This window comes from Amycolatopsis sp. NPDC051371 (assembly GCF_040682155.1).
GTDB lineage: Bacteria > Actinomycetota > Actinomycetes > Mycobacteriales > Pseudonocardiaceae > Amycolatopsis.
In genome coordinates this window covers 82095-108476 of record NZ_JBFBAG010000040.1, presented here as the reverse complement: position 1 = coordinate 108476, position 26382 = coordinate 82095, and the positions used below count along the sequence as shown (strand labels likewise).

9 protein-coding genes are annotated in these 26382 nt (G+C 73.6%); 8 read left to right on the top strand and 1 reads right to left on the bottom strand.

The window, feature by feature from the left end; genetic code table 11:
• Positions 1 to 125 precede the first annotated feature (125 nt).
• The gene (locus tag AB0M59_RS38410) at positions 126 to 866 is read right to left on the bottom strand and encodes a TetR/AcrR family transcriptional regulator C-terminal domain-containing protein (RefSeq protein WP_364625300.1); all 741 of its coding nucleotides are present in this window, start codon (positions 864 to 866) and stop codon (positions 126 to 128) included.
• A gap of 70 nt (positions 867 to 936) precedes the next feature.
• Here AB0M59_RS38410 and AB0M59_RS38405 point away from each other — a divergent pair, with 70 nt between their 5' ends.
• From AB0M59_RS38405 to AB0M59_RS38370, 8 genes are all read left to right on the top strand, one after another.
• Positions 937 to 1356 carry a hypothetical protein gene (locus AB0M59_RS38405; protein WP_364625297.1) on the top strand — a complete coding sequence of 140 codons (420 nt, stop codon included), beginning with the start codon at positions 937 to 939 and terminating at the stop codon, positions 1354 to 1356.
• A 100-nt stretch (positions 1357 to 1456) separates the two neighbouring features.
• Positions 1457 to 1690, top strand: a complete 234-nt coding sequence (locus AB0M59_RS38400) for a hypothetical protein (RefSeq protein ID WP_364625295.1) — start codon at positions 1457 to 1459, stop codon at positions 1688 to 1690.
• 14 nt (positions 1691 to 1704) lie between these two features.
• Complete coding sequence (locus tag AB0M59_RS38395) at positions 1705 to 2463, top strand: ABC transporter ATP-binding protein (protein ID WP_364625293.1); 759 nt, start codon at positions 1705 to 1707, stop codon at positions 2461 to 2463.
• Positions 2460 to 5009 carry an FtsX-like permease family protein gene (locus AB0M59_RS38390; protein WP_364625290.1) on the top strand — a complete coding sequence of 850 codons (2550 nt, stop codon included), beginning with the start codon at positions 2460 to 2462 and terminating at the stop codon, positions 5007 to 5009. Before AB0M59_RS38395 ends, AB0M59_RS38390 begins: the two co-directional genes overlap by 4 nt.
• A gap of 99 nt (positions 5010 to 5108) precedes the next feature.
• Positions 5109 to 5990, top strand: a complete 882-nt coding sequence (locus tag AB0M59_RS38385) for a nucleotide disphospho-sugar-binding domain-containing protein (RefSeq protein WP_364625287.1) — start codon at positions 5109 to 5111, stop codon at positions 5988 to 5990.
• A gap of 181 nt (positions 5991 to 6171) precedes the next feature.
• Positions 6172 to 11304 (top strand): SDR family NAD(P)-dependent oxidoreductase, encoded by a 5133-nt coding sequence (locus tag AB0M59_RS38380; protein ID WP_364625284.1) that lies wholly within the window; start codon positions 6172 to 6174, stop codon positions 11302 to 11304.
• Complete coding sequence (locus AB0M59_RS38375) at positions 11301 to 16010, top strand: type I polyketide synthase (protein WP_364625281.1); 4710 nt, start codon at positions 11301 to 11303, stop codon at positions 16008 to 16010. The genes AB0M59_RS38380 and AB0M59_RS38375 overlap by 4 nt, the downstream gene beginning before the upstream one ends.
• 14 nt (positions 16011 to 16024) lie before the next feature.
• Positions 16025 to 26284: a type I polyketide synthase gene (locus AB0M59_RS38370; protein WP_364625279.1), complete on the top strand. Its 10260-nt coding sequence runs from the start codon at positions 16025 to 16027 to the stop codon at positions 26282 to 26284.
• Positions 26285 to 26382: the final 98 nt, after the last annotated feature.

The following is a 26382-nucleotide window of genomic DNA, read 5'->3' as shown; positions in this document are numbered from 1 at the left end:
CTGCGCGGTGATCGAGGGCGACCAGGAGACGCTGCTCGACGCCGAGCGCATCAAGGCGACGGGCGCGCCGGTCGTGCAGATCACGAACCCTGTTTCTCACTCACGACCGGCCGCGGCAGACCCGCTCAGGCGCGGGAGGTGGTGAGCAGCCCCTCGATGCCGTCCAGGACCCGGTCCAGGCCGAAGTCCACCCCGCTCGGCGCCGGGTACTCGCCCCGCGCGGTGAGCGCGGCCAGGTGTGGGTAGCCGCCGTCGGCCAGCAGGGGCCGCAGGAAGGCGCGGACGCCCTCGGCTCGTTCGGGGAAGTCCGCCGAGTCCGGGTCGGCGCGGGCGCGGCGGCGGTCGGCCGTCGCGCGGGCGAAGTCGGACACCAGCTGCGCGCAGCCGAGCGCGTCCGCATCGGACAGACCGGCGCCGGCCAGCGTGGCCAGCAGCCGTTCGGTCCACCGCAGCCGGTGCGGGGTGACCGCGCTGCCCCGGACCGGCAGGTCCAGCAGCCACGGGCGGGCCCGGTAGCGGTCCAGCGCGGCGTACGTCCAGTCCCGCGCGGTGGCGCGCCAGTCCGCGCCGGGTGAAGCCGGTGGCGGCGGACCGAACCCCGCGTCCTCCAGGAGGACCAGCAGTTCGTCCTTCGAACCGACGTAGCGGTACAGCGCGTTGGTGGTCAGGCCGAGCGACGCGGCGATGTTGGGCAGCGACGCCGCGGCCAGCCCGTCGGCGTCGGCGAGCTCGACGGCGGCGGCGACGATCCGGGTCACGCTGTGCGAAGGCTTGGGGCCACGGCGGGGCCGCGGAGCGGCACCCCACGCCGAAGCCAGTCCGGGCGGCAGATCCGGACGGTCGTCCGGCTCGGGTTCGGTGGGCATCTATCGCTCCGCGGTCCGTATCGGTAAACTGTGCAAGTCTTACACTAATCGCAGCTGGGGGCGAGTGCTTGTGAGCGAGAGCAGCCGGTTCGGACTGGGCCGGGTCACCGAGCTGGACCGGAAGCTGGCGGCCACCGAGATCGAACACGCCCGGTCCACCGGCGCGTACGACGGCGGGGAGGCCGCCCGGCGGCTGGCCCACGTGCGGCGGGCCGCCACCCGGGCCGCGCTGCGTGCCGCGGTCGCGGGCGGGGCCGGAACCGCCCCGCCGCCGGCGCTCGAAGCGGCGCCGCGGATCGCCGGCGCGTTGTGGGCGGCCGTCAGTGCGGCCAACTTCGTCATCTGGCTGTTCATCGGGCTGATCGGCGGTCAGTGGGACCCGCTGTGGCTGATCTGGGTGGTGCTCGGCGGCGGCGTCCTGGCGGTCGGCGTCTGGGGTGCCCGCGACCGGGATCGCCGCATGCGGACAGCCTCGGAGAGCGCCCCCTAGCCGGGGTGGCTTCCCCGGATGGGGGCACTGCGCTAAACTGTGTATGTCTTGCACTATTAATCCGACCGTGCGGCCGGCCACCGATATGTGGGGGAGCTTGATGTCCGAAAGCGCAGAGGGAAGCCGGCCCCCGGGCGGTCTCGCCCGCCGCGTCGTCACGATCGTGTGGGCGGTCGTCGGCGGCATCCAGTTCGTGATCTGGCTGCTCATGTGCCTGATCAGCATGTCCTTCAAGGCGCCGTTCTGGCTGTGGACGATCGTCGGCGGCGGCCTCGTCCTGGCCGTGTGGTGGTACCTCGACCCGGCGCGGCGCGCCCGGGAAGGATCGGAGTGAACGACGTGCCCACGATGACTTCCGTCGAGTCACCGGTCCAGCTGGACGCGGTGCACAAGACCTACGGTTCCGGCGAAAGCGCGGTCGAAGCGCTCGCCGGGGTCACCGTCGACTTCCCGGCCGGCACCTTCACCGCGGTGATGGGCCCGTCGGGTTCCGGCAAGAGCACGCTGCTGCACTGCGCGGCGGGCCTGGACCGGCCGACGTCCGGCCGGGTGACCCTGGTGGGCACCGACCTCAAGGGCAAGAACGAGACCAAGCTGACCGAGCTCCGCCGTGAGCACGTCGCGTTCATCTTCCAGTCCTTCAACCTGATGCCGGCGCTGAACGTCGAGCAGAACGTCACCCTGCCGACGCTGCTGGCCGGCCGCGAGCCGGACCGGGCGTGGGTCGACGAGGTGATCGCGCGCGTCGGGCTGACCCAGCGCGTCAAGCACCGCCCGGGTGAGCTGTCCGGCGGCCAGCAGCAGCGCGTCGCGATCGCCCGCGCGCTCGCCGCCCGGCCCGCGGTGGTCTTCGCCGACGAGCCGACCGGCGCGCTCGACACGAACACCGCGCTCGAGGTGCTGAACCTGATGCGCGAGCTGGTGAGCGCGGGGCAGACCATCGTGATGGTCACCCACGACCCGGTCGCGGCGTCCTTCGCCGACACCGTGCTCTTCCTGGTGGACGGCCAGATCGTCACGCAGCTGGCGGCGCCGGGCGTGGAGGCCGTCGCGTCGACCTTGGCCCAGCTGGGTGCCCGGGCCAAGCAGGCACGGGGTCAGCGGTGAGCTCGCGGCGGGTGGTGGTCAACCTGGCCCTGGCGAGCCTGCGCTACCGCGCGGCCGCGTCGCTCGCGTCGTTCGTCGCGATCCTGATCGGCTGCGGCCTGCTCATCGCGTGCGCCGGGCTGTTCGAGACGGCGATCGTGCTGCAGGCGCAACCGCAGCGGCTCGCCGCGGCGCCGGTCGTGGCCGGCGGTTCGTCGGCGTTCAAGCTCCCCGACGAAGAGTCGGAGGTCGTCCCGTACGCCGAGCGCGCCGGGCTGACCGCGGACCAGCTCGTCAAGATCGGTGCGGTGCAAGGCGTCCAGCGCGTCGTTCCGGACGTGTCGTTCCCGGCCGTGCTGCTGAAGGACGGCGCGCCCGCGGACACGTCCGTCCTTTCCGGACACGGCTGGGACTCCGCCGCGCTCGGTGGTTACCACCTGCGGGAGGGGAACCAGCCGCAGGCGCCGGGCCAGGTCGTCATCGACTCGGCCACGGCGGACGCGGCCGGGATCAAGGCGGGCGCCCCCGTCGATCTCGCGGTCGACGGGCGGAAGCAGACCTTCACCGTCGCGGGCGTCGCGGAACCGGGCCAGGCCGTGCAGTCGCCGGCGTTCTTCTTCTCCGCGCCGGACGCGCAGCAGTTTTCCCCGCACCAGGGCCGGGCCGACCTGGCCGGCGTGTTCCCGGCCGAGGGCGTGGACGCGGGCGAGCTCGCCGCGCGCGTCGCGGAGCAGGTGCCGGGCGTCAGCGTGCTGACCGGCGACGACCGCGGTGCGGCCGAGTTCCTCGGCGTCGACAACAGCCGGCTCCCGCTGATCCTGCTCGCCGCGGTGTTCGGCGGCATGGTCCTGGTGGTCATGGCGCTGGTCGTCTCCGCGACGATCAGCCTCACCGTGCGCCAGCGCCGGCAGGAACTCGCGCTGCTGCGGGCCACCGGGGCGACGCCGAAGCAGGTGCACCGGATGGTGCTCGCCGAGACCATGGCCGTCGGCGCGGTCGCCGCGCTGTGCGGCGTGGTCCTGGGCAGCCTGCTCGGCAACCGGATCTTCGCCACCAGCATGTCGCTCGGCATCGTGCCCGACGAACTGGTGTTCCGGCAGGACATCATCGCCTTCGGCGCAGGAATCGTCGCCACGCTCGTGATCGTCTACGCCGCCGCGTGGTTCGCCGCGCTGGCCGCGTCGCGGGCCCGGCCGATCCAGGCACTGGCCGAGGCCGCGATCCCCAGTGCCAAGGTGAACCCGTTGCGCCGCACCGGGGCCGCGGTGTTCGGGATCGCGACGGTGCTGCTCGCCGGCACCACGTTGTTCATGCCGGCGGACACCGCCAGCGCGATCGGCGGCCCGGCGGTGCTCACCGGCGCCATCGCGGTGGCTCTGCTCGGCCCGGAGATCATGGTCTACGTCGCGAACCGCTTCGGCCCGTTCGTCCGGCGGGTCGCGGGCCGGGACGCCACCCTCGCGGTGATCAACTCGCAGGCGCGCGCCGTGGCCTTCGCCGCGGTGCTCACGCCGATCACCCTGGCCACGGCGGTCGCGCTCGGCAACGTGTACTCGGAAACCACGGCGCAGGAAGCGCAGATCGCGGCTTACGCCGACCAGTTGAAGGCCGACGCCGTGATCAGCAGCGCGACCGGCGGGATCACGCCGGAGGCGCTGGCGCAGATCCGGAGCACGCCGGGCGTCGCCACCGCGTCGCCGCTGGTGACCAGCTCCGGCTGGATCGAACAGCCCTACGACGGGAACGGCAGCGACCCGCTGCGCCTGCTGGGCGTCGCCGCCGAGGACCAGGGCGGCACGGTGCTCGCCACCGAAGTCACCCAGGGGTCGCTGAAGAACCTCACCGGCGACGCGGTGGCGCTGCCGGAGGACGTCGCCGACGACCTCGAGCTCAAGGTCGGGGACAAGATCACCATGCGGCTCGGCGACGGGGCGCAGGCGCAGGTGACCGTCGCCGCGCTGCTCGACAGCCCGTCCAGCTACGCGAGCATGGTCCTGCCCGCCGATCTCCTCGCCGCGCACACCACGAGCGGCATGGCGGCGCAGGTGCTGGTGAAGGCCGCCGACGGGAGCGACGTGGTGTCCGCGCTCACCGACCGGCTGAAGGACTGGCCGGGCATCACGGTCGGCGACGACGGCGCGCTGCTGGAGAGCTTCCAGGCCGGCGCGGACGTCGAGGCGATGATCAACTACCTCCTGGCGGTGCTGGCGATCGCCTACGCGGCGATCGCGGCGGTGAACACCCTCGCCGTGGCCGTGCTGGCCCGGCGCCGGGAGTTCGGCGCGCAGCGGCTCGCGGGAGCGGATCGCGGGCAGGTCCGCCGGATGCTGTTCATCGAAGGCGGCATCGTGGCGGTGGCCGGGCTCGTCCTCGGTATCGTGATTTCGTTGTTCACGGTGCTGCCGATGGCGATCAGCACGGGCCAGATCATCCCGTCCGGGCCGATCTGGGTGTTCCTCGCCGTGGTGCTTTCGGTGTTCCTGATCATCTGGCCGGTCACTTCGCTTTCCGCGCGGCTGGCGATGCGCAAGAGCCCGATCGAAGCGGTGACGCTGCCGGGCCAGTAAATGTTTTCGTAGGGGTTCGCGGGCCGGACCGGCGCGGATAGTGTCGAATTCGACTATCCGCACCGGGCCGGCCCGGTTTCCTTTTCTGGAGTGGATCCCATGCGCGTACTCCTGGCCGCCCCGTCGTCGCCCGCGCGGCTGCACAACCTGGTCCCGCTCGCGTGGGCGCTGCGGACCGCGGGGCACGACGTGAAGATCGCCGGCCGGACCTCGTTCGTCGACGAGATCCTCAGCACCGGCTGCGTCGCCGTCGACCTCGAAGACGGCGACGGGACCGACCTCGCCGAGTCCGCGGCGCTCGTGGAGTTCGCCGAGCTGTGGCGGCCCGGGGTCGTGGTGTCCGACGCGGCGGCCCCGGCCGGGACGGCGGCCGCCGAGGCGGTCGAGGCCGTCGCGGTCCGGCTGCTGGGCCCGCTGGACGAGCCCGGCGCGGGTTTCGACACGGTGCCGCCGTCGCTGCGAGACGGGGCCGCCGGTGCCCGCCCGGTCCGGCACGTGCCGTACTTCGGACCGGTCGTGGTGCCGGGGTGGTTGCGCCGCAAGGCAAGGCGTAACCGGGTGCTGCTGTCCCTCACGGACGCGACGCCGGCCGGACCGGTGTTCGACGCCGTCGCGAGCCTGGACGCGGAGGTCCTGTGGGCGACGGATCCGGCGCGGATCCCGGCGGGGGTGACGATGCCGCCGAACGTCCGGCTGGTCGACGCGGCACCCCCGGCGGCGGTCCTGCCGACGTGCACGGCGGTGATCCACGACGGCGACGCGAACCTGGCGCTGGCGGCGGTGACGCACGGGCTGCCCCAGCTGTCGTTGACGGAGACGGCGATCGGCGCCCGCATCGCCGCGGCGGGGGCCGGGGAGGTGGGCCCGGCGGAGCGGGCCGGCGAGCTGGCTTCGTGGCGCGGTGGGGCGGAGGCGGTGCGGGACGAGATCGCGGCGCTGCCCGCGCCGCGTGCCGTCGTGGCGGAGCTGCTCCGCGCGTAGCGGATCCCGGCTCGCCTCCTGACCCGCTGATTGTGGGGCCGTTAGGGGTGGGGCGGCACAAAGACCGTCGGTAGCGTTTTCGACGTGGCACCTTCCACCCCATTCGCGGTTAGGTGGTCGATTACGTGAGTACCGTTTTTCCTGCCATTTCCCGGCCACGCGCCGGAACGGGGGTAATGGCGTGAGCGCCGAGAACGAACGGAAACTGCTCGACTACCTCAAGCGCGCGACCGCCGACCTGCGCGAGGCCAAAGGGGCCCTGCACGAGGTCCGGCGGCGCGACACCGAGCCGATCGCGATCGTGGGCATGGACTGCCGCTATCCCGGCGGGGTCTCCTCGGCCGACGACCTCTGGGAGCTGGTCGCCACCGGGACCGACGGCATCGGCGCGTTCCCGGCCGACCGCGGCTGGCCCCTCGACCGCCTCTACGACCCGGCGGGCGAGCGGCCCGGCACCACGAACACGCGGGAAGGCGGCTTCCTGCGCGACGCCGCGGAATTCGACCCCGAGTTCTTCGGGATCTCACCCCGCGAGGCGCTCACCATGGACGCCCAGCAGCGGCTGCTGCTCGAGACGTCCTGGACCGCGCTGGAGCGCGCGGGCATCGTGCCGGAAACCTTGCGCGGCAGCAGCACCGGCGTCTTCGCCGGCGTGATGTACCACGACTACCTCGGCCACGCGGCCGCCGGCAGCGTCGTCTCCGGCCGGGTCGCCTACGCCCTCGGGCTGGAAGGCCCCGCGGTCTCGGTCGACACCGCCTGCTCGTCCTCCCTGGTCGCCCTGCACTGGGCCACGCAGGCGCTGCGCCGCGGCGACTGCTCGCTGGCCCTCGTCGGCGGCGTCACGGTGATGGCCACCCCCGAAACGTTCGTCTACTTCACCGAGCAGCGCGGCCTGTCCGACGACGGCCGCTGCAAGGCCTTCGCCGCGGGTGCCGACGGCACCGGCTGGGGCGAAGGCGTCGGCGTCCTCGTCGTCGAACGGCTCTCCGACGCCCAGCGCCTGGGCCACGACGTTCTCGCGGTCGTTCGCGGCAGCGCGGTCAACTCCGACGGCGCCTCCAGCGGCTTGACCGTCCCTAATGGACCGGCACAGCAGCGCGTGATCCGCCAGGCCCTCGCGACCGCCGGACTGTCCACAACGGACGTCGACCTCGTCGAAGGCCACGGCACCGGCACGAAGCTCGGCGACCCGATCGAGGCGCAGGCGCTGCTGGCCACCTACGGGCAAGACCGGGAAGAGCCCCTGTGGCTCGGCTCGCTCAAGTCCAACATCGGGCACACCCAGGCGGCCGCCGGGGTCGGCGGCGTGATCAAGGTCGTCCAGGCCATCCGGCACGGCGTCCTGCCGAAGACGCTGCACGTCGACACGCCGTCGCCGCACGTCGACTGGTCGGCCGGCGCCGTGGAACTGCTCACCGAGGCTCGCGCATGGCCGTCGGTGGAGCGGCCTCGCCGAGGCGCGGTGTCGTCGTTCGGCATCAGCGGCACCAACGCCCACGTGATCATCGAGCAGGCCGAGCCCGCGCCCCGCGAATCTGCCGGGGTCGAACTTCCCGTCGTCGCGTGGCCGATCTCGGCCGACTCTGCGGACGCTGTCGCCGCTCAGGCGCAGCAGCTTGTCGACCACGTCGGAGACTTGGCGGACATCGGGTTCTCGCTGGCCACGACCCGCTCGGCGCTGGACCACCGCGCCGTCGTCGTCGGCTCCGACGCCGCCGAGCTGCGCGCCGGGCTGGCCGCGCTGGCCGCCGGCGAGAACGCGCCCAACGTCGTCCGCGACCGTCGCGGCACCGGCCGGACGGCCTTCCTCTTCACCGGCCAGGGCGCCCAGCGCGCCGGCATGGGCAAGGTTCTCGCCGCGAAGTACCCGGTCTTCGCCGAAGCCCTCGACGCCGCGTGCACCCGCCTGGACCTCGACCGGCCGATCCTGGACGACGCCGAAGCCCTGCAGCAGACCGGATTCACGCAGCCCGCGCTGTTCGCGTTCGAGGTCGCGCTCTACCGGCTGCTCGAGTCGTGGGGCGTCCGGCCCGACCACCTGCTGGGCCACTCGATCGGCGAGCTGGCCGCGGCGCACGTCGCCGGGATCCTCTCGCTCGACGACGCCTGCACGCTCGTCGCGGCCCGCGCCCGGCTCATGCAGGCCCTGCCCACCGGTGGCGCGATGGTCACGATCCCGGCCACCGAGGCCGAGGTGACCCCGCTGCTGACGGCCGGCGTGAGCATCGCGGCGATCAACGGCCCGAACTCCCTGGTGGTTTCGGGCGCCGAGGACGAGGTCGCCGCCGTCGTCGCGCACTTCGAGCGGCCCAAGAAGCTGCGCGTCTCGCACGCCTTCCACTCGCCGCTGATGGAGCCGATGCTGGCCGAGTTCGCCGCCGTGGCGGAGAAGCTCACCTACGCGAAGCCCGAAATCCCGATCGTCTCCACGGTTTCTCTTGATGCTGACCTCGCTTCGCCGGAATACTGGGTGGAGCAGGTCCGCGCGACCGTCCGGTTCGACGACGGCGTGCGCGCACTCGTCGCCGAGGGCGTCCGGACGTTCGTCGAGATCGGCCCGGCCGCGGTCCTGACCGCCGCCGCGAGCACCGCGCTGGACGACGACACGCTCGCCTTCGTCCCGGCCGCCCGCAAGGACCGCGACGAGGCTCAGGCCGTCGTCACCACGGTCGCGACCCTGCACGCCCGCGGGATTCTCGTGGACTGGCAAGCGTTCTACGCCGGTGCCCGCCGCGTCGAGGTGCCGACCTACGCGTTCCGCCGCACGCGCTACTGGCTGTCGGCCACCACCACGACCGGCGACGCCGAGGACCACGGCCAGCAGCCGGCCGCGCACCCGATGCTCAGCGCCGTCGTCCGCGTGCCCGAGTCGGACACGGTCGTGCTGACCGGACGGCTGTCGGCGGACACCGTGCCGTGGATCGCCGACCACGTCGTGCTCGGCACGATCCTGTTGCCCGGCACGGCGTTCGTCGAGCTGGCGCGCGCCGCCGCCGACGAGGTCGGCTGCACCGGCATCGAGGAGCTGACGCTGCAGGCGCCGCTCGTCCTGAGCCAAGGCGCCGCACTGCAGGTGTCGCTCGGCGCCGAGGAGAACGGACGCCGCCGCGTCACCGTCCACTCGCGACCCGACGGAGAGGACGCCTGGACGCTCCACGCCGAAGGCTTCGTGACCGCCGAAGCCGCCGCGCCGTCGTTCGACCTCACCGAGTGGCCGCCCGCGGGCGCCACCGAGGTCGCGCTCGCGGATCCCTACGCGCAGCTCGCGGACCTCGGCTACGACTACGGCCCGGCGTTCCAGGGCCTGCGGGCGATGTGGCGGGCCGGCGACGACGTCTACGCCGAGGTCGCCCTGGCCGACGCCCGCGACTACGGCCTGCACCCGGCCCTGCTCGACGCGGCCATGCACGCCCAGCTGCTCGGCCCGGTCCCGGCGGACGGCGAAGCGAAGCCGATGCTGCCGTTCGCCTTCAGCGGCACCACCTGGCACGCCGCGGGCACGTCCGCGCTGAGGGTCCACGTGTCGCCGGCCGGCCCCGACACCATCACGCTGCGGATCGCCGACGCCGCCGGCGTCCCGGTGCTGTCCGTCGATTCCTTGGCCGCCCGGCCGATCTCACTCGAAAAGCTCGCTCCCAGCTCGCTGTTCCGCGTGGCTTGGGAGCCGGCGCCCTCGGGCACCGCGGTCGTCGCGAAGGTCCTGGAAGTGTCCATATCGGACGGCTCGGTTCCGGAGCGAGCACGCGCGGCCGCCCGTCAGGTGCTGGCCGCCATCCGGGACTCCGAGGACCGCCTGGCCGTCGTCACGCGCGGCGCGGTCTCGGTGGCCGGCGAGGACGTCGACCCGGCTCTCGCGACGGTCTGGGGCCTGGTCCGGGCGGCCGAAGCCGAGAACCCGGGCCGGTTCGTGCTCGTCGACGGCGACGACGTCAACGCCGCGCTGGCCACCGGCGAACCCGAGGTGGCCATCCGCGACGGCAAGGTTCTGGTGCCGCGCCTGGTCGCGGCGACGCCGACCGGCGACCTGGGCTGGAACCTGGACCGCACGGTCCTGATCACCGGCGGTACCGGCGGACTCGGTGCCGTCGTCGCGAAGCACCTGGTGACGAACCACGGCGTCCGGCACCTGCTGCTCACCAGCCGCCGCGGTGCCGACGCGCCCGGCGCAACCGAACTACGTGACAAGTTGCAGTCTCTGGGCGCCGAAGTCACGATCGCGAGCTGCGACGTCACCGACCGCGCGTCGGTCGCGGCGCTGGTCGACGGCGTCGAGCTGACCGCGGTGGTGCACGCGGCGGGCGTCCCGTCCGCCGGCCGCATCGAGAACCTCACCGCGGAAGAACTCGACCGCGTCTTCGCCCCGAAGGTCGACGGCGCCTGGAACCTCCACGAGTGCACGGCGGACCTCGACGCGTTCATCCTGTTCTCGTCGGCCGCGAGCACGGTGCTGGCCGCCGGGCAGGCCGGATACGCCGCGGCCAACGCGTTCCTCGACGAACTCGCCCGCCACCGCCACGCCCAGGGCCTCCCGGCGACGGCGCTGGACTGGGGCGCCTGGGCCGAGGACGGCGGGATGGCCGGCGAGCTGGTCGAGGCCGACTTCCGCCGCCTGCGCCGCCTCGGCACCCCGCCGATGGCCACCGCCGACGCGCTCGCCCTGCTCGACGCCTGCCTGGTCGCGGAGGACGCCGTCCTCGCGCCGGTCAAGCTGGACCTCGCGGCCCTGCGGTCCCGCGCGGACTCGCTGCCGCCGGTCCTGCGCGGCATGGTCCGGCCCGCGGCCCCCCGCCGGACGGCGGCGAAGAACGACGGCGCCGTCACGGCACGGCTCGCCACGTTGCCGGAGTCCGAACGTCAGGCGTACCTGCTGGAAGTCGTATCCGACCAGGTCAAGGCGGTGCTGGGGCTCGGGTTCGTCGAGCCGGAGCGCGCCTTCCAGGAGATGGGCTTCGACTCCCTGACATCGGTGGAGCTGCGCAACCAGCTCGGCGCTCTGACGGGCCTGAAGCTGACGGCGACGATCGTGTTCGACCACCCGACCCCGGCGGCGCTGGCCGCCCGGCTGCACGCCCTGCTGGGCCCGAGCCGCGGCGCGGCCGACTCGCTGCTGGCCGAAATCGACCGTCTGGAAGCACTCCTGGCCGGCGCGGGATCGCTGAACGGCTCGACGGCGAAGGTCACCGCGCGCCTCGAGGCGCTGTCCCGCAAGTGGACCGAGGCGAACACGGGCGTCCCCGAAGCGGCCGACCTGGACGAAGCCACCGACGACGAGCTTTTTGCCGTGCTGGACGAGGAATTGGGCATCTCATGAGCAACGAGGACAAGCTCCGCGACTACCTGAAGCGCGCGACGGCGGACCTGCAGGCGGCCCGGCGCCGGGTGCAGGAGCTCGAGGCCAAGCACGCCGAACCCATCGCCATCATCGGCATGAGCTGCCGCTACCCCGGGGACGTCCGCACGCCGGACGACCTGTGGGACCTCGTCGACCAGGGCCGCGACGTCATCGGGGAGTTCCCCGCCGACCGCGGCTGGGACCTCGAGGGCATCTACGACCCCACCCCCGACCGGCCCGGCAAGACCTACACGCGCCACGGCGGCTTCCTCTACGACGCCCCGGGTTTCGACGCCGAGTTCTTCGGCATCAGCCCGCGCGACGCCCGCCGCGCCGATCCGCAGCAGCGCATCCTCCTCGAAGCCTCGTGGGAGGCCTTCGAACGCGCAGGGCTCGACCCGCACGCGCTCAAGGGCAGCCCGACCGGGGTCTACGCCGGCGTGATGTACCACGACTACAGCGGCGGCAGCCCCGACGGCAGCCTCGTCTCCGGGCAGGTCTCCTACACCCTCGGCCTCGAAGGCCCGTCCGTGTCGGTGGACACCGCGTGCTCGTCGTCGCTGGTCGCGCTGCACATGGCCGCGCAGGGCCTGCGCGACGGCGACTGCACGCTCGCGCTCGCCGGCGGCGTCGCCGTGATGGGTACCCCTGAGATGTTCGTCGACTTCAGCGGCCGCCGCGGGCTCGCCGCCGACGGCCGCAGCCGGTCCTTTTCGGACGATGCCGACGGGACGTCGTGGGCCGAGGGCGTCGGCGTCCTCGTGCTGGAGAAGCTTTCCGACGCGCGCCGCAACGGCCACCGCGTCCTCGCGCTGCTGCGCGGCTCCGCGATCAACCAGGACGGTGCCAGCAACGGCTTCTCCGCCCCCAACGGCCCCTCTCAGGTCCGCGTGATCGAAGCCGCGCTGGCCGACGCCGGGCTGTCGCGGTCCGATGTGGACCTCGTCGAGGCGCACGGGACCGGCACCGCGCTCGGCGATCCCATCGAGGCGCAGTCGCTGATGGAGACCTACGGGCAGCGCGCCACCGGCGAGCCGCTGCTGCTCGGCTCGATCAAGTCCAACATGGGCCACCCGCAGGCCGCGGCGGGCGTCGCGGGCGTGATCAAGATGGTGCAGGCGCTGCGGCACGGCAAGGCGCCGCGCACCCTGCACGTCGGCACGCCGTCGACGCACGTCGACTGGACGGCCGGCGCGGTCGAGCTGCTCACCGAGCCGCGCGACTGGCCCGAGGTGGGCCGTCCGCGCCGGGCGGCGGTCTCGTCGTTCGGCGTCAGCGGCACCAACGCGCACGTCATCCTGGAGCAGGCTCCCGAGACCGACACGGTCGAGGCGCCGAAGGCCGCCGTCCACCCGCTGGTCCTGTCGGCCAAGACCGCGGCCGCGCTCGCCGAAGCCGCCGGCCGGCTGGCGTCCCAGGTGGACACCGACCTCGTCGACGTCGCCCACACCCTCGCCACCGGCCGCGCGCAGCTCGACCACCGCGCGGTGGTGCTCTCGACGGACGCCAAACAGGCCTTGGAGACGCTGGCCGCGGGCGGTTCGCGGCCCGACGTCGTCACCGGGACCGCCGACGTCCGCGGCAAGACCGTGTTCGTCTTCCCCGGCCAGGGCTCCCAGTGGACCGGCATGGCGATCGAGCTGATCGAGCAGTCGCCGGCGTTCGCCGCGCGGATGGCCGAGTGCGACGCCGCGCTGAGCGAGTTCACCGGCTGGTCGGTGGTCGCCGTGCTCCACGGCGAGCCCGGCACGCCGCCGGCCGACCGCGTCGACGTCGTCCAGCCGATGCTGTGGGCGGTGATGGTGTCGCTGGCCGCGCTGTGGCGCGCGCACGGCGTCGAGCCGGACATGGTGATCGGGCACTCGCAGGGCGAGATCGCCGCCGCGACCGTCTCCGGTGCGCTGTCCCTTCAGGACGGTGCTCGCGTGGTCGCGTTGCGGAGCAAGGCGATCGGGGACGTCCTCGGCGGACGCGGCGGCGGCATGCTGGCCGCCGGCCTCCCCGCCGCCGAACTGCTGAAGCGACTGGAAGCCTGGGACGGCCGGATCTCCCTGGCCGCCGACAACGGCGCCACCTCGGCCGTGCTGTCCGGCGACGGCGAGGCCCTCGACGAGCTGCGCGACCAGCTCCTCGCCGAAGGGTTCCGCGCCAAGCGCGTACCGGTGGACTACGCGTCGCACTCCGCGCACGTCGAGCACCTCGTCGACCGCCTGCTGGCCGACCTGGGTCCGATCACGCCCGGCGCCGGGAGTGTCGCGATGACGTCCACGGTGACCGAAGAGCCCGGGGCCACCATGGACGCGCGGTACTGGTTCACCAACCTGCGCACCACGGTCCGGTTCGCCCCGGTCGTCGCGAAGCTCGCCGAGGCGGGCTACACGCGGTTCGTCGAGATCAGCCCGCACCCGGTGCTGGCCATGAGCATCCAGGAGACCCTCGACGAAGGCGGGCACAGCGGTTCCGTCACCGGCACATTGCGTCGCGACGAAGGCAGTCTCACGCGCTTTGCGACCTCGCTGGCCGAGCACTCCGTCCGCGGCGGCGCTGCGGACTGGGCCTCGCTGGTGCCCGGCGGCCGGATCACGGACCTGCCGACCTATCCCTTCCAGCACAAGCGCTTCTGGCTCGAAGAGGAAGCAGGCACTCCCACCGCACCCGCGAGTGTCGCCGACCAGGACTTCTGGCAGGACGTCACGAGCGGCGACGTCGACGGCCTCGCGGAGCGGCTCGGCGTCAAGGCCGCCCCGCTGGCCGAGGTCGTCCCGGCCCTGGCCGCGTGGCACGGACGCCGCACCGAGCTGTCCACAGTGGAATCGTGGCGCTACCGCGTCTCCTGGGCGCCGGTGAGCGTCACGGGCGGGTTGACCGGCGCCTGGCTGGTCGTCGTGCCCGCGGACGTCCCCGCGGCGGCCGAACTGGCCGACGCGCTCGCCGGGCAAGGCGACGTCGTGCGGGTGCTCGCGACGGCCGACCGCGAAGCCCTGGCTGAACTGCTCACGGAAGCCACGGCGCTGCGGCCGTTCGACGGCGTGCTGTCGCTGCTCGCCCTCGACACCCGCGAACACCCGGAACACCCCGCGCTCAGCACCGCGGTCGCCGCCACCATCGCGCTGCTGCAGGCTCTGCGCGACACCGGCGTCGACGCTCCCACCTGGGTCGTCACCCGCGGCGCGGTCGCGGTGGACGCCTTCTCCGACGCCGACCCGGCCGCCGCGGCGGTGTGGGGCCTCGGCACGGTCGCCGCGCTCGACCTGCCCGCCACCTGGGGCGGCCTGGTCGACGTCGACGGCCCCGCCGACGCCGCCCGCCTGGCCGCCGTGGTGTCCGGTGTGGACAGTGAGGACCAGGTGGCGATCCGGCCGTCCGGGGTGTTCGCCCGGCGGATGGTCCGCGCCCCGCTGAAGGGCACCGCGGGCGGGTGGGAGCCGCGGGGGACCGTCCTGGTCACCGGCGGCACCGGCGCGGTCGGCTCACACGTCGCGCGCTGGCTGGCCGGCCGCGGTGCCGAGCACATCGTGCTCACCAGCCGCCGCGGTCTCGACGCCGAAGGCGCGCGTGAGCTGGTCGACGAGCTGGGTGCCACCGTGGTGGCCTGCGACGTCTCCGACAGGGAACAGCTGAAGGCTCTACTAGCCGAGCACCCGCCGACCGCCGTGGTGCACGCCGCCGGTGTCCTCACCGCCGAGTCGCCCTTGGCCGACGTCACGCCCGCCGAGTTCGCCGCGGCCACCCGCGCCAAGGTCACCGGCGCCGCGCTGCTCGACGAACTGCTCGGCGACACCGAGCTGGACGCGTTCGTGCTGATGTCCTCCGGGGCCGCCGTGTGGGGCACCTCCGGCCAGCCCGCCTACGCCGCGGGCAACGCCTACCTCGACGCGCTCGCCCGGCGCAGGCGCGCCGCGGGCCGCACCGCGACCGCGATCGCCTGGGGTTCCTGGGGCGGCGGGGGCATGGTCGACGCCGAGGCGAGCGACCTGCTGCGTCGCATGGGCTTGGCCGAGATGGCGCCGGAACTCGCCGTCGAAGCGCTGGGCCAGGCCCTGGACCACGACGAGACCCAGCTGGTCGTCGCCGACATCGACTGGGCCGCGTTCGCCCCGGTCTACCAGCTCGCCCGCCCGCGGCCGCTGCTGCGCGCGCTGCCCGAGGTCGCCGAGGACAAGACCGAAACCCAGGCCGACAACGGCGATCTCAAGGCGAAGCTGGCCGCTCTGACCCCCGCCGAGCAGCAGCGGACGTTGCTGGAGCTGGTCCGCGGCCAGGTCGCCGTGGTGGCCGGCTACGACGGCGGCTCGGCGGTCGAACCGGCCCGCGCGTTCAAGGAGCTGGGCTTCGACTCCGTCACCGCGGTCGACCTGCGCAACCGGCTCGGCGCGGCCACCGGCCTGAAGCTGCCGGCGACCGTCGCCTTCGACCACGTCAACCCGCAGGCGCTCGCCGAGCACCTGTGGACCCAGCTGGGCGGCGAGGCCGCGGTCCCGCTCGAAGTCGAGCTGGACCGCCTGGAGGCGGTGGCCGCCGGCCTGGACGCCGCCGAGATCGACCGGTCCCGGATCGTCGCCCGGCTGCAGGCGATGGTCACCACCCTGCACAAGACCCTGTCCGGCACCAAGACCACCGATGTGCTGGAGACCGCGACCACGGATGAGCTGTTCGCCCTCATCGACAACGAGCTTGGCGCCTGAGAGGTATCTGACCGATGACTGACGAAAGCAAGCTGGTCGACTACCTGAAGCGGGTGACCGCCACCCTGCAGGAGACGCGGGAGCGGCTGCGCGAGGTCGAAGCCGCGGACGCCGAGCCGATCGCGATCGTCGCGATGGGCTGCCGGTACCCGGGCGACGTCCGTTCACCGGAGGACCTCTGGGACCTGGTCGCGGACGGCCGGGACGCCATCGGCGCGTTCCCGACCGACCGCGGCTGGGGCCTGGACTCGATGTTCGACGCCGACCCCGACAGCCCGGGCACGAGCTACGTGAGCGAGGGCGGCTTCATCCACGACGTCGCCCAGTTCGACGCGCCCTTCTTCGGCGTCTCGCCGCGCGAAGCGCTCGCCATGGACCCGCAGCAGCGGCTCGTGCTGGAGCTGGCGTGGGAGACGTTCGAGCGCGGCGGCATCGCGCCCCATTCGTTGGCGAAGCAGCAGGTCGGCGTGTTCCTCGGCAGCGGCGACCAGGACTACTACGACGAGCTGCCGCCGTCGGTGCTCGCCGGCGAGGTCCAGGACTACCTGAGCACCGGCAACGCCGGCTCGGTCATCTCCGGCAGGATCGCCTACGCGCTGGGCCTCGAGGGCCCGGCCATCACGATCGACACGGCCTGCTCGTCTTCGCTGGTCGCCCTGCACCTCGCCGTGCAGGCCCTTCGGCAGCGCGACTGCGCGCTGGCGCTGGCCGGCGGCGTGATGGTGATGTCGCGCCCCGGCCCGTTCGTCGCGTTCAGCCGCCAGCGCGGACTCGCCGCGGACGGCCGCTGCAAGCCGTTCTCCGACAGCGCCGACGGCACCGGCTGGGCCGAGGGCGCGGGCACGCTCCTGCTGGAGCGCCTGTCCGACGCGCGCCGCAACGGGCACCCGGTCCTCGCCGTCGTGCGCGGGTCCGCGGTCAACTCCGACGGCGCGTCCAACGGTCTCACCGCGCCCAATGGCCCGTCCCAGCAGCGCGTCATCCGCCAGGCACTGGCCAACGCACAGCTTTCCGCGTCCGATGTGGACGCCGTCGAGGGCCACGGCACCGGCACCACGCTCGGCGACCCGATCGAGGCCCAGGCCCTGCTCGCCACCTACGGCCAGGACCGCGACCGCCCGCTGTGGCTCGGCTCGATCAAGTCGAACATCGGCCACGCCCAGGGCGCGGCCGGCGTCGGCGGCGTGATCAAGATGGTGCAGGCGTTGCAGAACGGCGTCCTGCCCAAGACCCTGCACGTCACCGAGCCGACCACCGAGGTCGACTGGACGGCCGGCAACGTCGAGCTGCTGACCGAGGAACGTTCGTGGGAGGCGGGCTCGACGCCGCGTCGTGCGGGTGTGTCGTCGTTCGGGGTGAGCGGCACCAACGCGCACGTGATCATCGAGGAAGCGCCCGCCATCGACGTCGAGGACGTCACGCCGAGCTGGCCCGCGGACGTGCCGGTCCCGTGGCCCCTCTCCGGGCACGGTGCCGCCGCTCTGAAGGCTCAGGCAGCCCGACTGTCCGATGTGGACGCCTCGGCACTCGACATCGGGTTCTCGTTGGCGACGTCCCGCTCGCCGCTGAGTCACCGTGCGGTGGTGTTCGACGGCAAGGCGGGTCTTGCGGCCGTGGAAGCCGGCACCCCGGTCGAAGGGCTGACCGCGTTCCTGTTCTCCGGCCAGGGCGCGCAGCGCGCCGGGATGGGGGCCGAGCTGGCCGCCGCGTTCCCGGTCTTCGCCGCCGCGTTCGACGAGGTCTGCGCGGAGCTGGACCAGCACCTCGACCGCCCGCTGAAGACGGTCGTCTTCGACAAGCCGCGCCTGATCAACCAGACCGGCTACACCCAGCCCGCGCTGTTCGCGATCGAGGTCGCGCTGTTCCGGCTGCTGTCGTCGTGGGGCCTCAAGCCCGACTTCCTGCTCGGCCATTCGGTCGGCGAGCTGGCCGCCGCGCACGTCGCCGGGGTGCTGTCCCTGGCCGACGCCTGCACGCTGGTCGCCGCCCGCGCGAAGCTCATGCAGGCGCTGCCCACCGGCGGAGCGATGGTCGCGCTGCAGGCGACCGAGGACGAGGTCACCCCGCACCTGACCGACGGCGTCAGCATCGCCGCGATCAACGGCCCTGACTCCGTCGTGCTCTCCGGCACCGAAGACGCCGTCACCGCGGTGGTCGCGCAGTTCGAGGGCCGCAAGTCGTCGAAGCTCAAGGTGTCGCACGCGTTCCACTCGCCGCTGATGGAGCCGATGCTGGCCGAGTTCGCCGAGGTCGCCCGCACGCTCACCTACTCCGAGCCCACGATCCCGCTGGTGTCCAACGTCTCCGGCGCACTGGCCGGAGGAGAGGTCGCCACGGCGGAGTACTGGGTCTCGCACGTCCGCGCGGCCGTCCGTTTCCACGACGGGCTCACCGCGCTCAGCGACCAGGGCGTCTCGCGGTTCGTCGAGGTCGGGCCCGACGGCGTGCTGTCCGCTCTCGCTCGCCAGAGCTTCGACGCCGTCGTCGTGCCGGTCCTGCGCAAGGACCGGCCCGAGCCGCGGGCCGCGCTCACCGCCCTCGCCGAGCTGTACGTCAGCGGGCTGGCCCCGGACTGGGCCGCGGTGTTCGAGGGCCGCGGCGCCCGGCGCGCCGACCTGCCGCCGTACGCCTTCCAGCGCAAGCGCTACTGGCTCGACGCCCGCGCCAACCGCGACGAAGTCACCGCCGCGGGCCTCACCTCCGCCGGGCACCCGCTGCTCGGCGCGGCCATCGCGCTCGCCGACACCGACGGGGTCGTGCTCACCGGCCGCCTGTCCCTCGAGACCCACGCGTGGCTCGACGGGCACCGGCTCGGCGACGTCGCCACCGTGCCCGGCACGGCCTTCCTGGAGCTGGCGATCCGCGCCGGCGACCAGGTCGGCTGCGGCCGGATCGAAGAGCTGACGCTCGGCAGCCCGCTGGTCGTCCCGGACCGCACCGGCGTCCAGGTGCAGGTGACGGTCGGGATCGCCGACGAGCACGGCGTCCGTCCGGTGCAGATCCACTCGCGTCCCGAAGACACCGGTGTCACCGGCGAGCCGTGGACGCTGCACGCCGGTGGCACCGTCGCGCCGCAGACCCACCGCGGCACCGAACTGACCGAATGGCCGCCGTCCGGCGCCGAGCCGGTCGCGATCGACGGCATCTACGACGACTTCGCCGACACCGGCCTCACCTACGGCCCCCTGTTCCGCTCCCTGCGCGCGGTCTGGAGCCGCGGCCGCGAGGTCTTCGCCGAGGTCGTCCTGCCCGAAGACAGCGACGCCGAGCGCTTCGGCCTCCACCCGGCCGCACTCGACGCCTGCACGCACGCCCTGCGCGTCGCGGGCGGGGGAGACGGCGGAGTCGGCCGCGTCCCGTTCTGCTGGACCGGCGTCGAACTGCACGCCACCGGCGCCTCCGCGCTGCGGGTGCGCTTCACGCCGACCACCGAGGACGGCTTCGCGGTCGCGCTCGCCGACACCACCGGGGCGCCCGTCGCCACTGTCGCCGAGACTGTGTTCCGCGCGTTCACCGCGCCGGTCGCGGCGGAGGCGCCGCTCTACAAGATCGAATGGCAGCGGATCGCCGCCGAGTCCGCTGTCGACGTCTCGAACGTCGAGATCTTCGAGTGCGCGGCCACCGACACCCACGAGCTGACCCACCGCGTTCTGGCCGCGCTGCAGAACTGGCTCGCCGACGAGCACCCGGAGGACGCGCGCCTGGTCGTCGTCACCCGCGGGGCCGTCGCGGCCGCCGGGGGAGTCACCGATCTCGCCGCGTCTGCCGCCTGGGGTCTCGTGCGCTCGGCGCAGGAGGAGAACCCGGACACGTTCGTGCTCTTGGACCTGGACACCGAAAGCACCGTGACCGAGGTCCTGCCGCAGGTCCTCGCCACCGGTGAACCGCAGGCTGCCGTCCGCTTCGGCACGGTCCTCGTCCCGCGGCTGGTGCGCACCGCGGCGGCCGCCGAACCGGCGTACTTCCACCCGGGCGGCACCGTCCTGGTCACCGGCGCGTCCGGCGCGATCGGCGGCGCGCTCGTCCGGCACCTGGCCGCGCAGTACGACGTCCGACGGTTCCTGCTGGTCAGCCGCCGCGGCACGCCCGAGCTGGAGAGCCTGGGCGCCGAGCTGGGCGTGCACGTCGACATCGCGCTGTGCGACGTCGCCGACCGCGCGGCCCTGGCTCAGGTACTGGCCGCGATCCCCGCCGAGCACCCGCTCACGTCCGTGGTGCACGCCGCCGGCGTCCTCGACGACGGCGTCATCACCGCGCTCACGCCCGAGCGCATCGACACCGTGCTGCGGCCGAAGGTCGACGGCGCGCTCAACCTGCACGAACTCACCCGCGACACCGCGCTCTCGGCGTTCGTGCTGTTCTCGTCGGTCTCCGGCGTGCTCGGCGCCCCGGGCCAAGGCGGGTACGCCGCCGCGAACGCGTTCCTCGACGGCCTCGCCGCCCACCGCGTCGCGCACGGCTTGCCCGCGCAGTCGCTGGGCTGGGGCCTGTGGGGCGAGGTCGGTGGCATGGGCGGCACCCTGTCCGCCGCCGAAGTCGCCCGCCTGGGAGCGGGCGGCATCGTGCCACTGTCCACTTCGGACGCTCTTGACCTGTTCGACCGCGCGCTGGCTTCCCGCCAGGCCGCCGTCGTGCCGGTGAAGCTCGACCTGCCGGCGTTGCGGAAGCTGGACTCCCTCCCGAAGACCCTCGAGGAGCTGGCCGGACGGCCCGCCCGGCGGGTCGCGGCCGGAACGCGGACGGTGGTCGACTCGTTCGCCGCCCGCGTCCGGGCCTTGCCGGAGGCGGACCGGGCCGACGCCGTCCTGGACCTGGTCCGCGGCCACGCCGCGACCGTGCTCGGCTACGGCGGCGCGCACGAGATCGAGCCCGGCGCGCAGTTCCAGTCGCTCGGCTTCGACTCGCTCACCGCGATCGAGCTGCGCAACGGCCTCACCGCGGCGACCGGGCAACGGCTGCCCGCGACCCTCATCTTCGACCACCCGACGCCGTCGGCGCTGGCCGCGCACCTGCTCACCGAACTGGTGGGCACGGTGGAAGAGATCGCCACGGCGTCGTCCAAGGCGTCCGACGAGCCCATCGCGATCGTCGGCATGGCGTGCCGGCTGCCCGGCGGCGTCACCTCGCCGGAGCAGCTGTGGGAACTGGTCGCCAACGGCCGGGACGCCATCGGCGACTTCCCCGCCGACCGCGGCTGGGACGTCGACGGCCTGCTCGACCCGACCGGCCGCCGCCCCGGCACGACCTACGTCGCCCGCGGCGGGTTCGTCCACGACGCCGGGGACTTCGACGCGACGTTCTTCGGTGTCTCGCCGAAGGAAGCACCGGCCATCGACCCGCAGCAGCGGCTCCTCTTGGAAGCCTGCTGGGAGGCCCTCGAGCGTTCGGGCATCGACCCGTCCTCGCTCAAGGGCAGCCCGACCGGCGTCTACGCGGGCGTCCAGTACCACGACTACGTGGGCGCGAACAGCGCCGGCTCGATCGTCACCGGCCGGGTGTCCTACACCCTCGGGCTGGAGGGCCCGGCCGTCAGCGTCGACACCGCGTGCTCGTCCTCGCTGGTCGCGATGCACATGGCCGCCCAGGCCCTGCGCGGCGGCGACTGCACCCTCGCCCTTGCCGGCGGCGTGACCGTGATGGCGACGCCGGAGACGTTCGTCGAGTTCAGCCGCCAGAAGGGGCTGGCCGCCGACGGCCGCTGCAAGGTGTTCTCCGACGACGCCGACGGCACCACCTGGTCCGAAGGTGTCGGCGTGGTCGTGCTGGAGCGGCTGTCCGACGCTCGCCGCCTCGGCCACCCGGTGCTCGCGGTGCTCAAGGGCAGCGCGGTCAACCAGGACGGCATGTCCAACGGCCTCACCGCCCCCAACGGCCCCGCCCAGCAGCGCGTCATCCGCGCCGCGCTGGCCGACGCCGGCATCACCGCGGCCGACGTCGACGCCGTCGAGGCGCACGGCACCGGCACGAAGCTGGGCGACCCGATCGAGGTCCAGGCCCTGCTGGCCACCTACGGCAAGGAGACCTCGGCCGACCGCCCGCTGTGGATCGGTTCGGTCAAGTCGAACCTCGGTCACACGCAGGCCGCGGCCGGTGCGGCCGGGGTGATCAAGATGGTGCTGGCCATGCGCCAGGGCGAGCTGCCCGCGACGCTGCACGTCGGCCGCCCGTCGACCGAGATCGACTGGTCGTCCGGCGCGGTGCGGGCGCTGGTGGAGCCGGTGAAGTGGCTGCCCAACGGGCACATCCGCCGGGCCGGGGTCTCGTCGTTCGGCGTCAGCGGCACCAACGCCCACGTGATCCTGGAAGAAGGCGACCGCCGCGAAGTCACCGGTGGCCACGACTACGAAGGTCCGGTCGCCTGGCCGGTCTCCGGCCGCGGCGCGGCGGCGCTGCGGGCGAAGGCCGAGCAGCTCATGTCCTATGTGGACGAAGACCCGGAGGGCAGCCTCGCCGACATCGGCTTCTCGCTGGCCACGACGCGCAGTGCATTCGACCGCCGCGCGGTGCTGATCGGCCAGCGCTCGCCGCAGTTCGTCCGCGGCCTCGCCGCGTTGGTCGACGAAGAGGAGGCGCGCGGCGTCGTCAGCGGTATCGCCACCGCGGGTGGGCGCACGGCGTTCCTGTTCGCCGGCCAGGGCGCGCAGCGCGTCGGCATGGGAGCGCGGCTCGCCGAGCAGTTCCCGGCCTTCGCGGCCGCGTACGACGAGGTCTGCGCGGAACTCGACCGGCACCTCGACCGCCCGATCCGCTCGGTCACCGACGAGCTGGACGAAACCCGCTACACGCAGCCCGCGCTGTTCGCGCTGGAGGTCTCGCTGTTCCGCTTGGTGCGGTCGTGGGGCGTGAAGCCGGACGTCCTGCTCGGCCACTCGATCGGCGAGATCGCCGCGGCCCACTGCGCGGGCGTGTTCTCCCTGGCGGACGCGGCCAAGCTGGTGGTCGCCCGGGGTGCGCTGATGCAGGCGCTGCCGACCGGCGGTGCGATGGTGGCGATCGAAGCGACGCCGGAGGAAGTTCGCGACGACAGTGTCGACATCGCCGCGGTCAACGGGCCGAACTCCGTCGTGATCTCGGGGGCGGCCGACGCCGTAGCCGCGGTGGCGGCGAAGTTCGAGCGCACCAAGCAGCTGAAGGTGTCGCACGCGTTCCACTCCCGCCTGATGGAGCCGATGCTCGAGGAGTTCCGCGCGATCGCCGCGGAGCTGACCTACGCGTCGCCGCGGATCCCGGTCATCTCGACGGTCGCCGAGGGTGCCGACCTGACCTCGCCGGAGTACTGGGTCCAGCAGGTGCGCGAAGGCGTCCGGTTCGCCGACGCGGTTACCCGCGCCGCGGCCGGGGGCGTCAACCGGTTCCTGGAGCTGGGCCCCGACACCACGCTCGCCGCGATGACGGCCGCGTGCTTCGACGAACGGCCGGAGGTCCTGGCTTCGATGCTGCACAAGGAGAACGACGAAGCGGTCGCCGCCCTGACCGGCGTCGCGCAGCTGCACGTCAGCGGCGTCGACGTCGACTGGAACGCGGTGTACGAGCCCACCGGCGCCCGGCCGGTCGCGCTGCCGACCTACCCGTTCCAGCGGCAGCGCTACTGGATCGAGAGCACGGTCGGGTCCGTGAGCCAGGAGGACCACCCGCTGCTCGGCGCGGCCCTCGAACTGGCGGGCGCCGACGGGCTGCTGTTCAGCGGACGGCTGTCCGTGGGCACCCACCCGTGGCTGGCCGACCACGTCGTCGGCGGCTCGATCCTGTTCCCCGGCACCGGGTTCGTCGAGATGGCGATCCGCGCGGGCGACGAGGCCGGCTGCCCGCGGCTCGACGAGCTGACCCTGGAGTACCCGCTGGTCGTGCCGGAGCGGACAGGCGTCCGCGTCCAGTTCGCGCTCGACGCACCGGGCGCCGACGGCACCCGCGCGTTCAGCGTCCACTCGCGGCCCGAAGGCTCGGCCGCAGCGTGGACGCGGCATGCGACCGGCAAGCTCGCGAAGGCGGGCAAGGCTGCGGACTTCGACCTGACGGCCTGGCCGCCCGCCGGCGCCGAGCAGGTGCGCCTGGAAGGCACCTACGAGGAGCTGGCCGCCGACGGCTTGGCCTACGGACCCGCGTTCCGCGGGCTCGTCGCGGCCTGGAAGCGCGACGGCGAAGCGTTCGCCGAGATCCGGCTCCCGGCATCGGTGTCCGATGTGGACCGCTACGGCGTCCACCCGGCCGTGCTCGACGCCGCGTTGCACACGATCGGCGTCTCCGGCGCGGCCGGTTCCGAGCCGGCGCTGCCGTTCGCGTGGGAAGGCGTGCGGCTGCACGCCGTCGGGGCGACGACGCTGCGGGTCCACGTCCGCCCGGTCGGCACCGGCGCGGTCGCGCTGGACGTCGCCGACGGCGCCGGGGCTCCGGTCGCGTCGGTGGAGTCGTTGCTGCTGCGCCCGATGTCCGCCGTTCCGCAGGCCGCGGCTTCGGGCGGCGGCGACTCGCTGTTCCGCGTCGCCTGGGAACCCGCCGAGCTCGACGCGGTCGCCGAGGTCACCGACTGGTCCGTGCTGGGTCCCGACTCCTTCGGCCTCACCGAAGCTCTGGGCGCGAAGGCGGTCTCGGCTTCGGACGCGACCGGCCTGGCCGTGCTCGCCGCGGGCGGCGCAGACCTCCACGCCGAACTGCATCGCGTGCTCGGCGAGCTGCAGACCTGGCTGGCCGGCTCCGGGGAGTCGCTGATCGTCGTGACCCGCGGCGCGGTGGCCGCCGAGGCGGGGGAGGACCCCGACCCGGTCGGCGCCGCGGTGGCGGGCCTGGTCCGCTCGGCGCAGGCCGAGCACCCGGACCGGATCACCCTCGTCGACCTCGGCGCGGGCACCCCGGCGGGCCGGACGCTCGCCGCGGTGGCGGCCTCCGACGAGCCGCAGGTGGCGCTGCGGGCGGGCGCGGTGCTGGTGCCGCGGCTGGCCCGGGCGGCCGACGCGGCCACCGCACCGGTCTGGGACCCCGAAGGCACGGTGCTCGTCACCGGCGCCACCGGCGCACTCGGCTCGGCCGTGGCGCGGCACCTCGTCACCGAGCACGGTGTGCGGCACCTGCTGCTGGTCAGCCGCCGGGGAGCCGATGCTCCCGGCGCGGCCGAACTGGCCGCGCTCGACGCCGACGTCACCTTGGCCGCCTGCGACGTCGCCGACCGCGACGCCGTGGCCGCGCTGCTGGCCGGGATTCCGGACGAAGCGCCGCTGCGGGCGGTGGTGCACGCCGCCGGCGTCCTCGACGACGGCGTCCTGACGTCGCTGACCCCGGACCGGCTCGACACCGTGCTGCGGCCGAAGGCCGACGCTGCGTCCGTGCTGCACGAGCTCACCCGCGAGCTGGACCTCACCGCGTTCGTCCTGTTCTCCTCGGCCGCCGGCGTCCTCGGCCCCCCGGGCCAGGGCAGCTACGCCGCGGCCAACGCGTTCCTGGACGCCCTCGCCGTCCGGCGTCGGGCCGAGGGGCTCGCCGGTACGTCGCTCGCGTGGGGCCTGTGGGCCGGCGGCATGGGCGAGGCACTGGACGGCGCCGACGCGCACCGCATCGGCGAGACCGGTATCACCGCACTGTCCACTGAGGACGGACTGCGGCTGCTGGACTCGACGGCCGGTGCCGCGGAAGCGTTGCTGGTGCCGATCGCGCTGGACACCCGGGTGCTGGCCTCGTCGGGAGACGACGACCTGCCCGCCGTCCTGCGCGGGCTGGCGGGCACCCCCGGCCGCCGCGCGGCGCAGGACGAGGCCGAGGACACCGAGAAGCTGGCCGGGAAGCTGGCCGGGCTGCCGGTGGCCAAGCGCGTCCCGACCGTGCTGACCCTGGTGCGCACGCACGCCGCCGCCCTGCTCGGCCACGCCGGGCCGGAGGCGGTGGAACCGGACCGCTCGTTCAACGAGGTCGGCTTCGACTCGTTGTCCGCCACCGGGTTCCGCAACAAGCTCAGCCTCGTCACGAGCCTGAAGCTGCCGGTGAGCCTGATCTTCGACTACCCGACCCCGCGGATCCTCGCCGAGCACCTGGTCGGCGAACTGGCCCCGGCCGAGGTCGAGGTGGTCGAGGAAACCGTGACCGAGCAAGGGGTTCGCGACGCGCTGGCGGCCATTCCGCTGGAGAAGCTGCGCGCCGCCGGACTCCTGGACGGGCTGCTGGAGCTGGCGGGCGTGCGCCTGCCGGAGGAGACCGTCGAGCCCGACGCCGTCGAGGAGGCCACGATCGACGACCTCGACACCGACGCCCTGATCAGCATGGCGATCGGTGGTGGTGACGACGATTAGTCGACCCCTATTCCCGCCCGCCCCGGCCATTATTGCCCGGCCCGATCCGGCTGTGGCCCACTGGTACGGAAGGTTTCCCGTGCTTCACCAGAATCTTG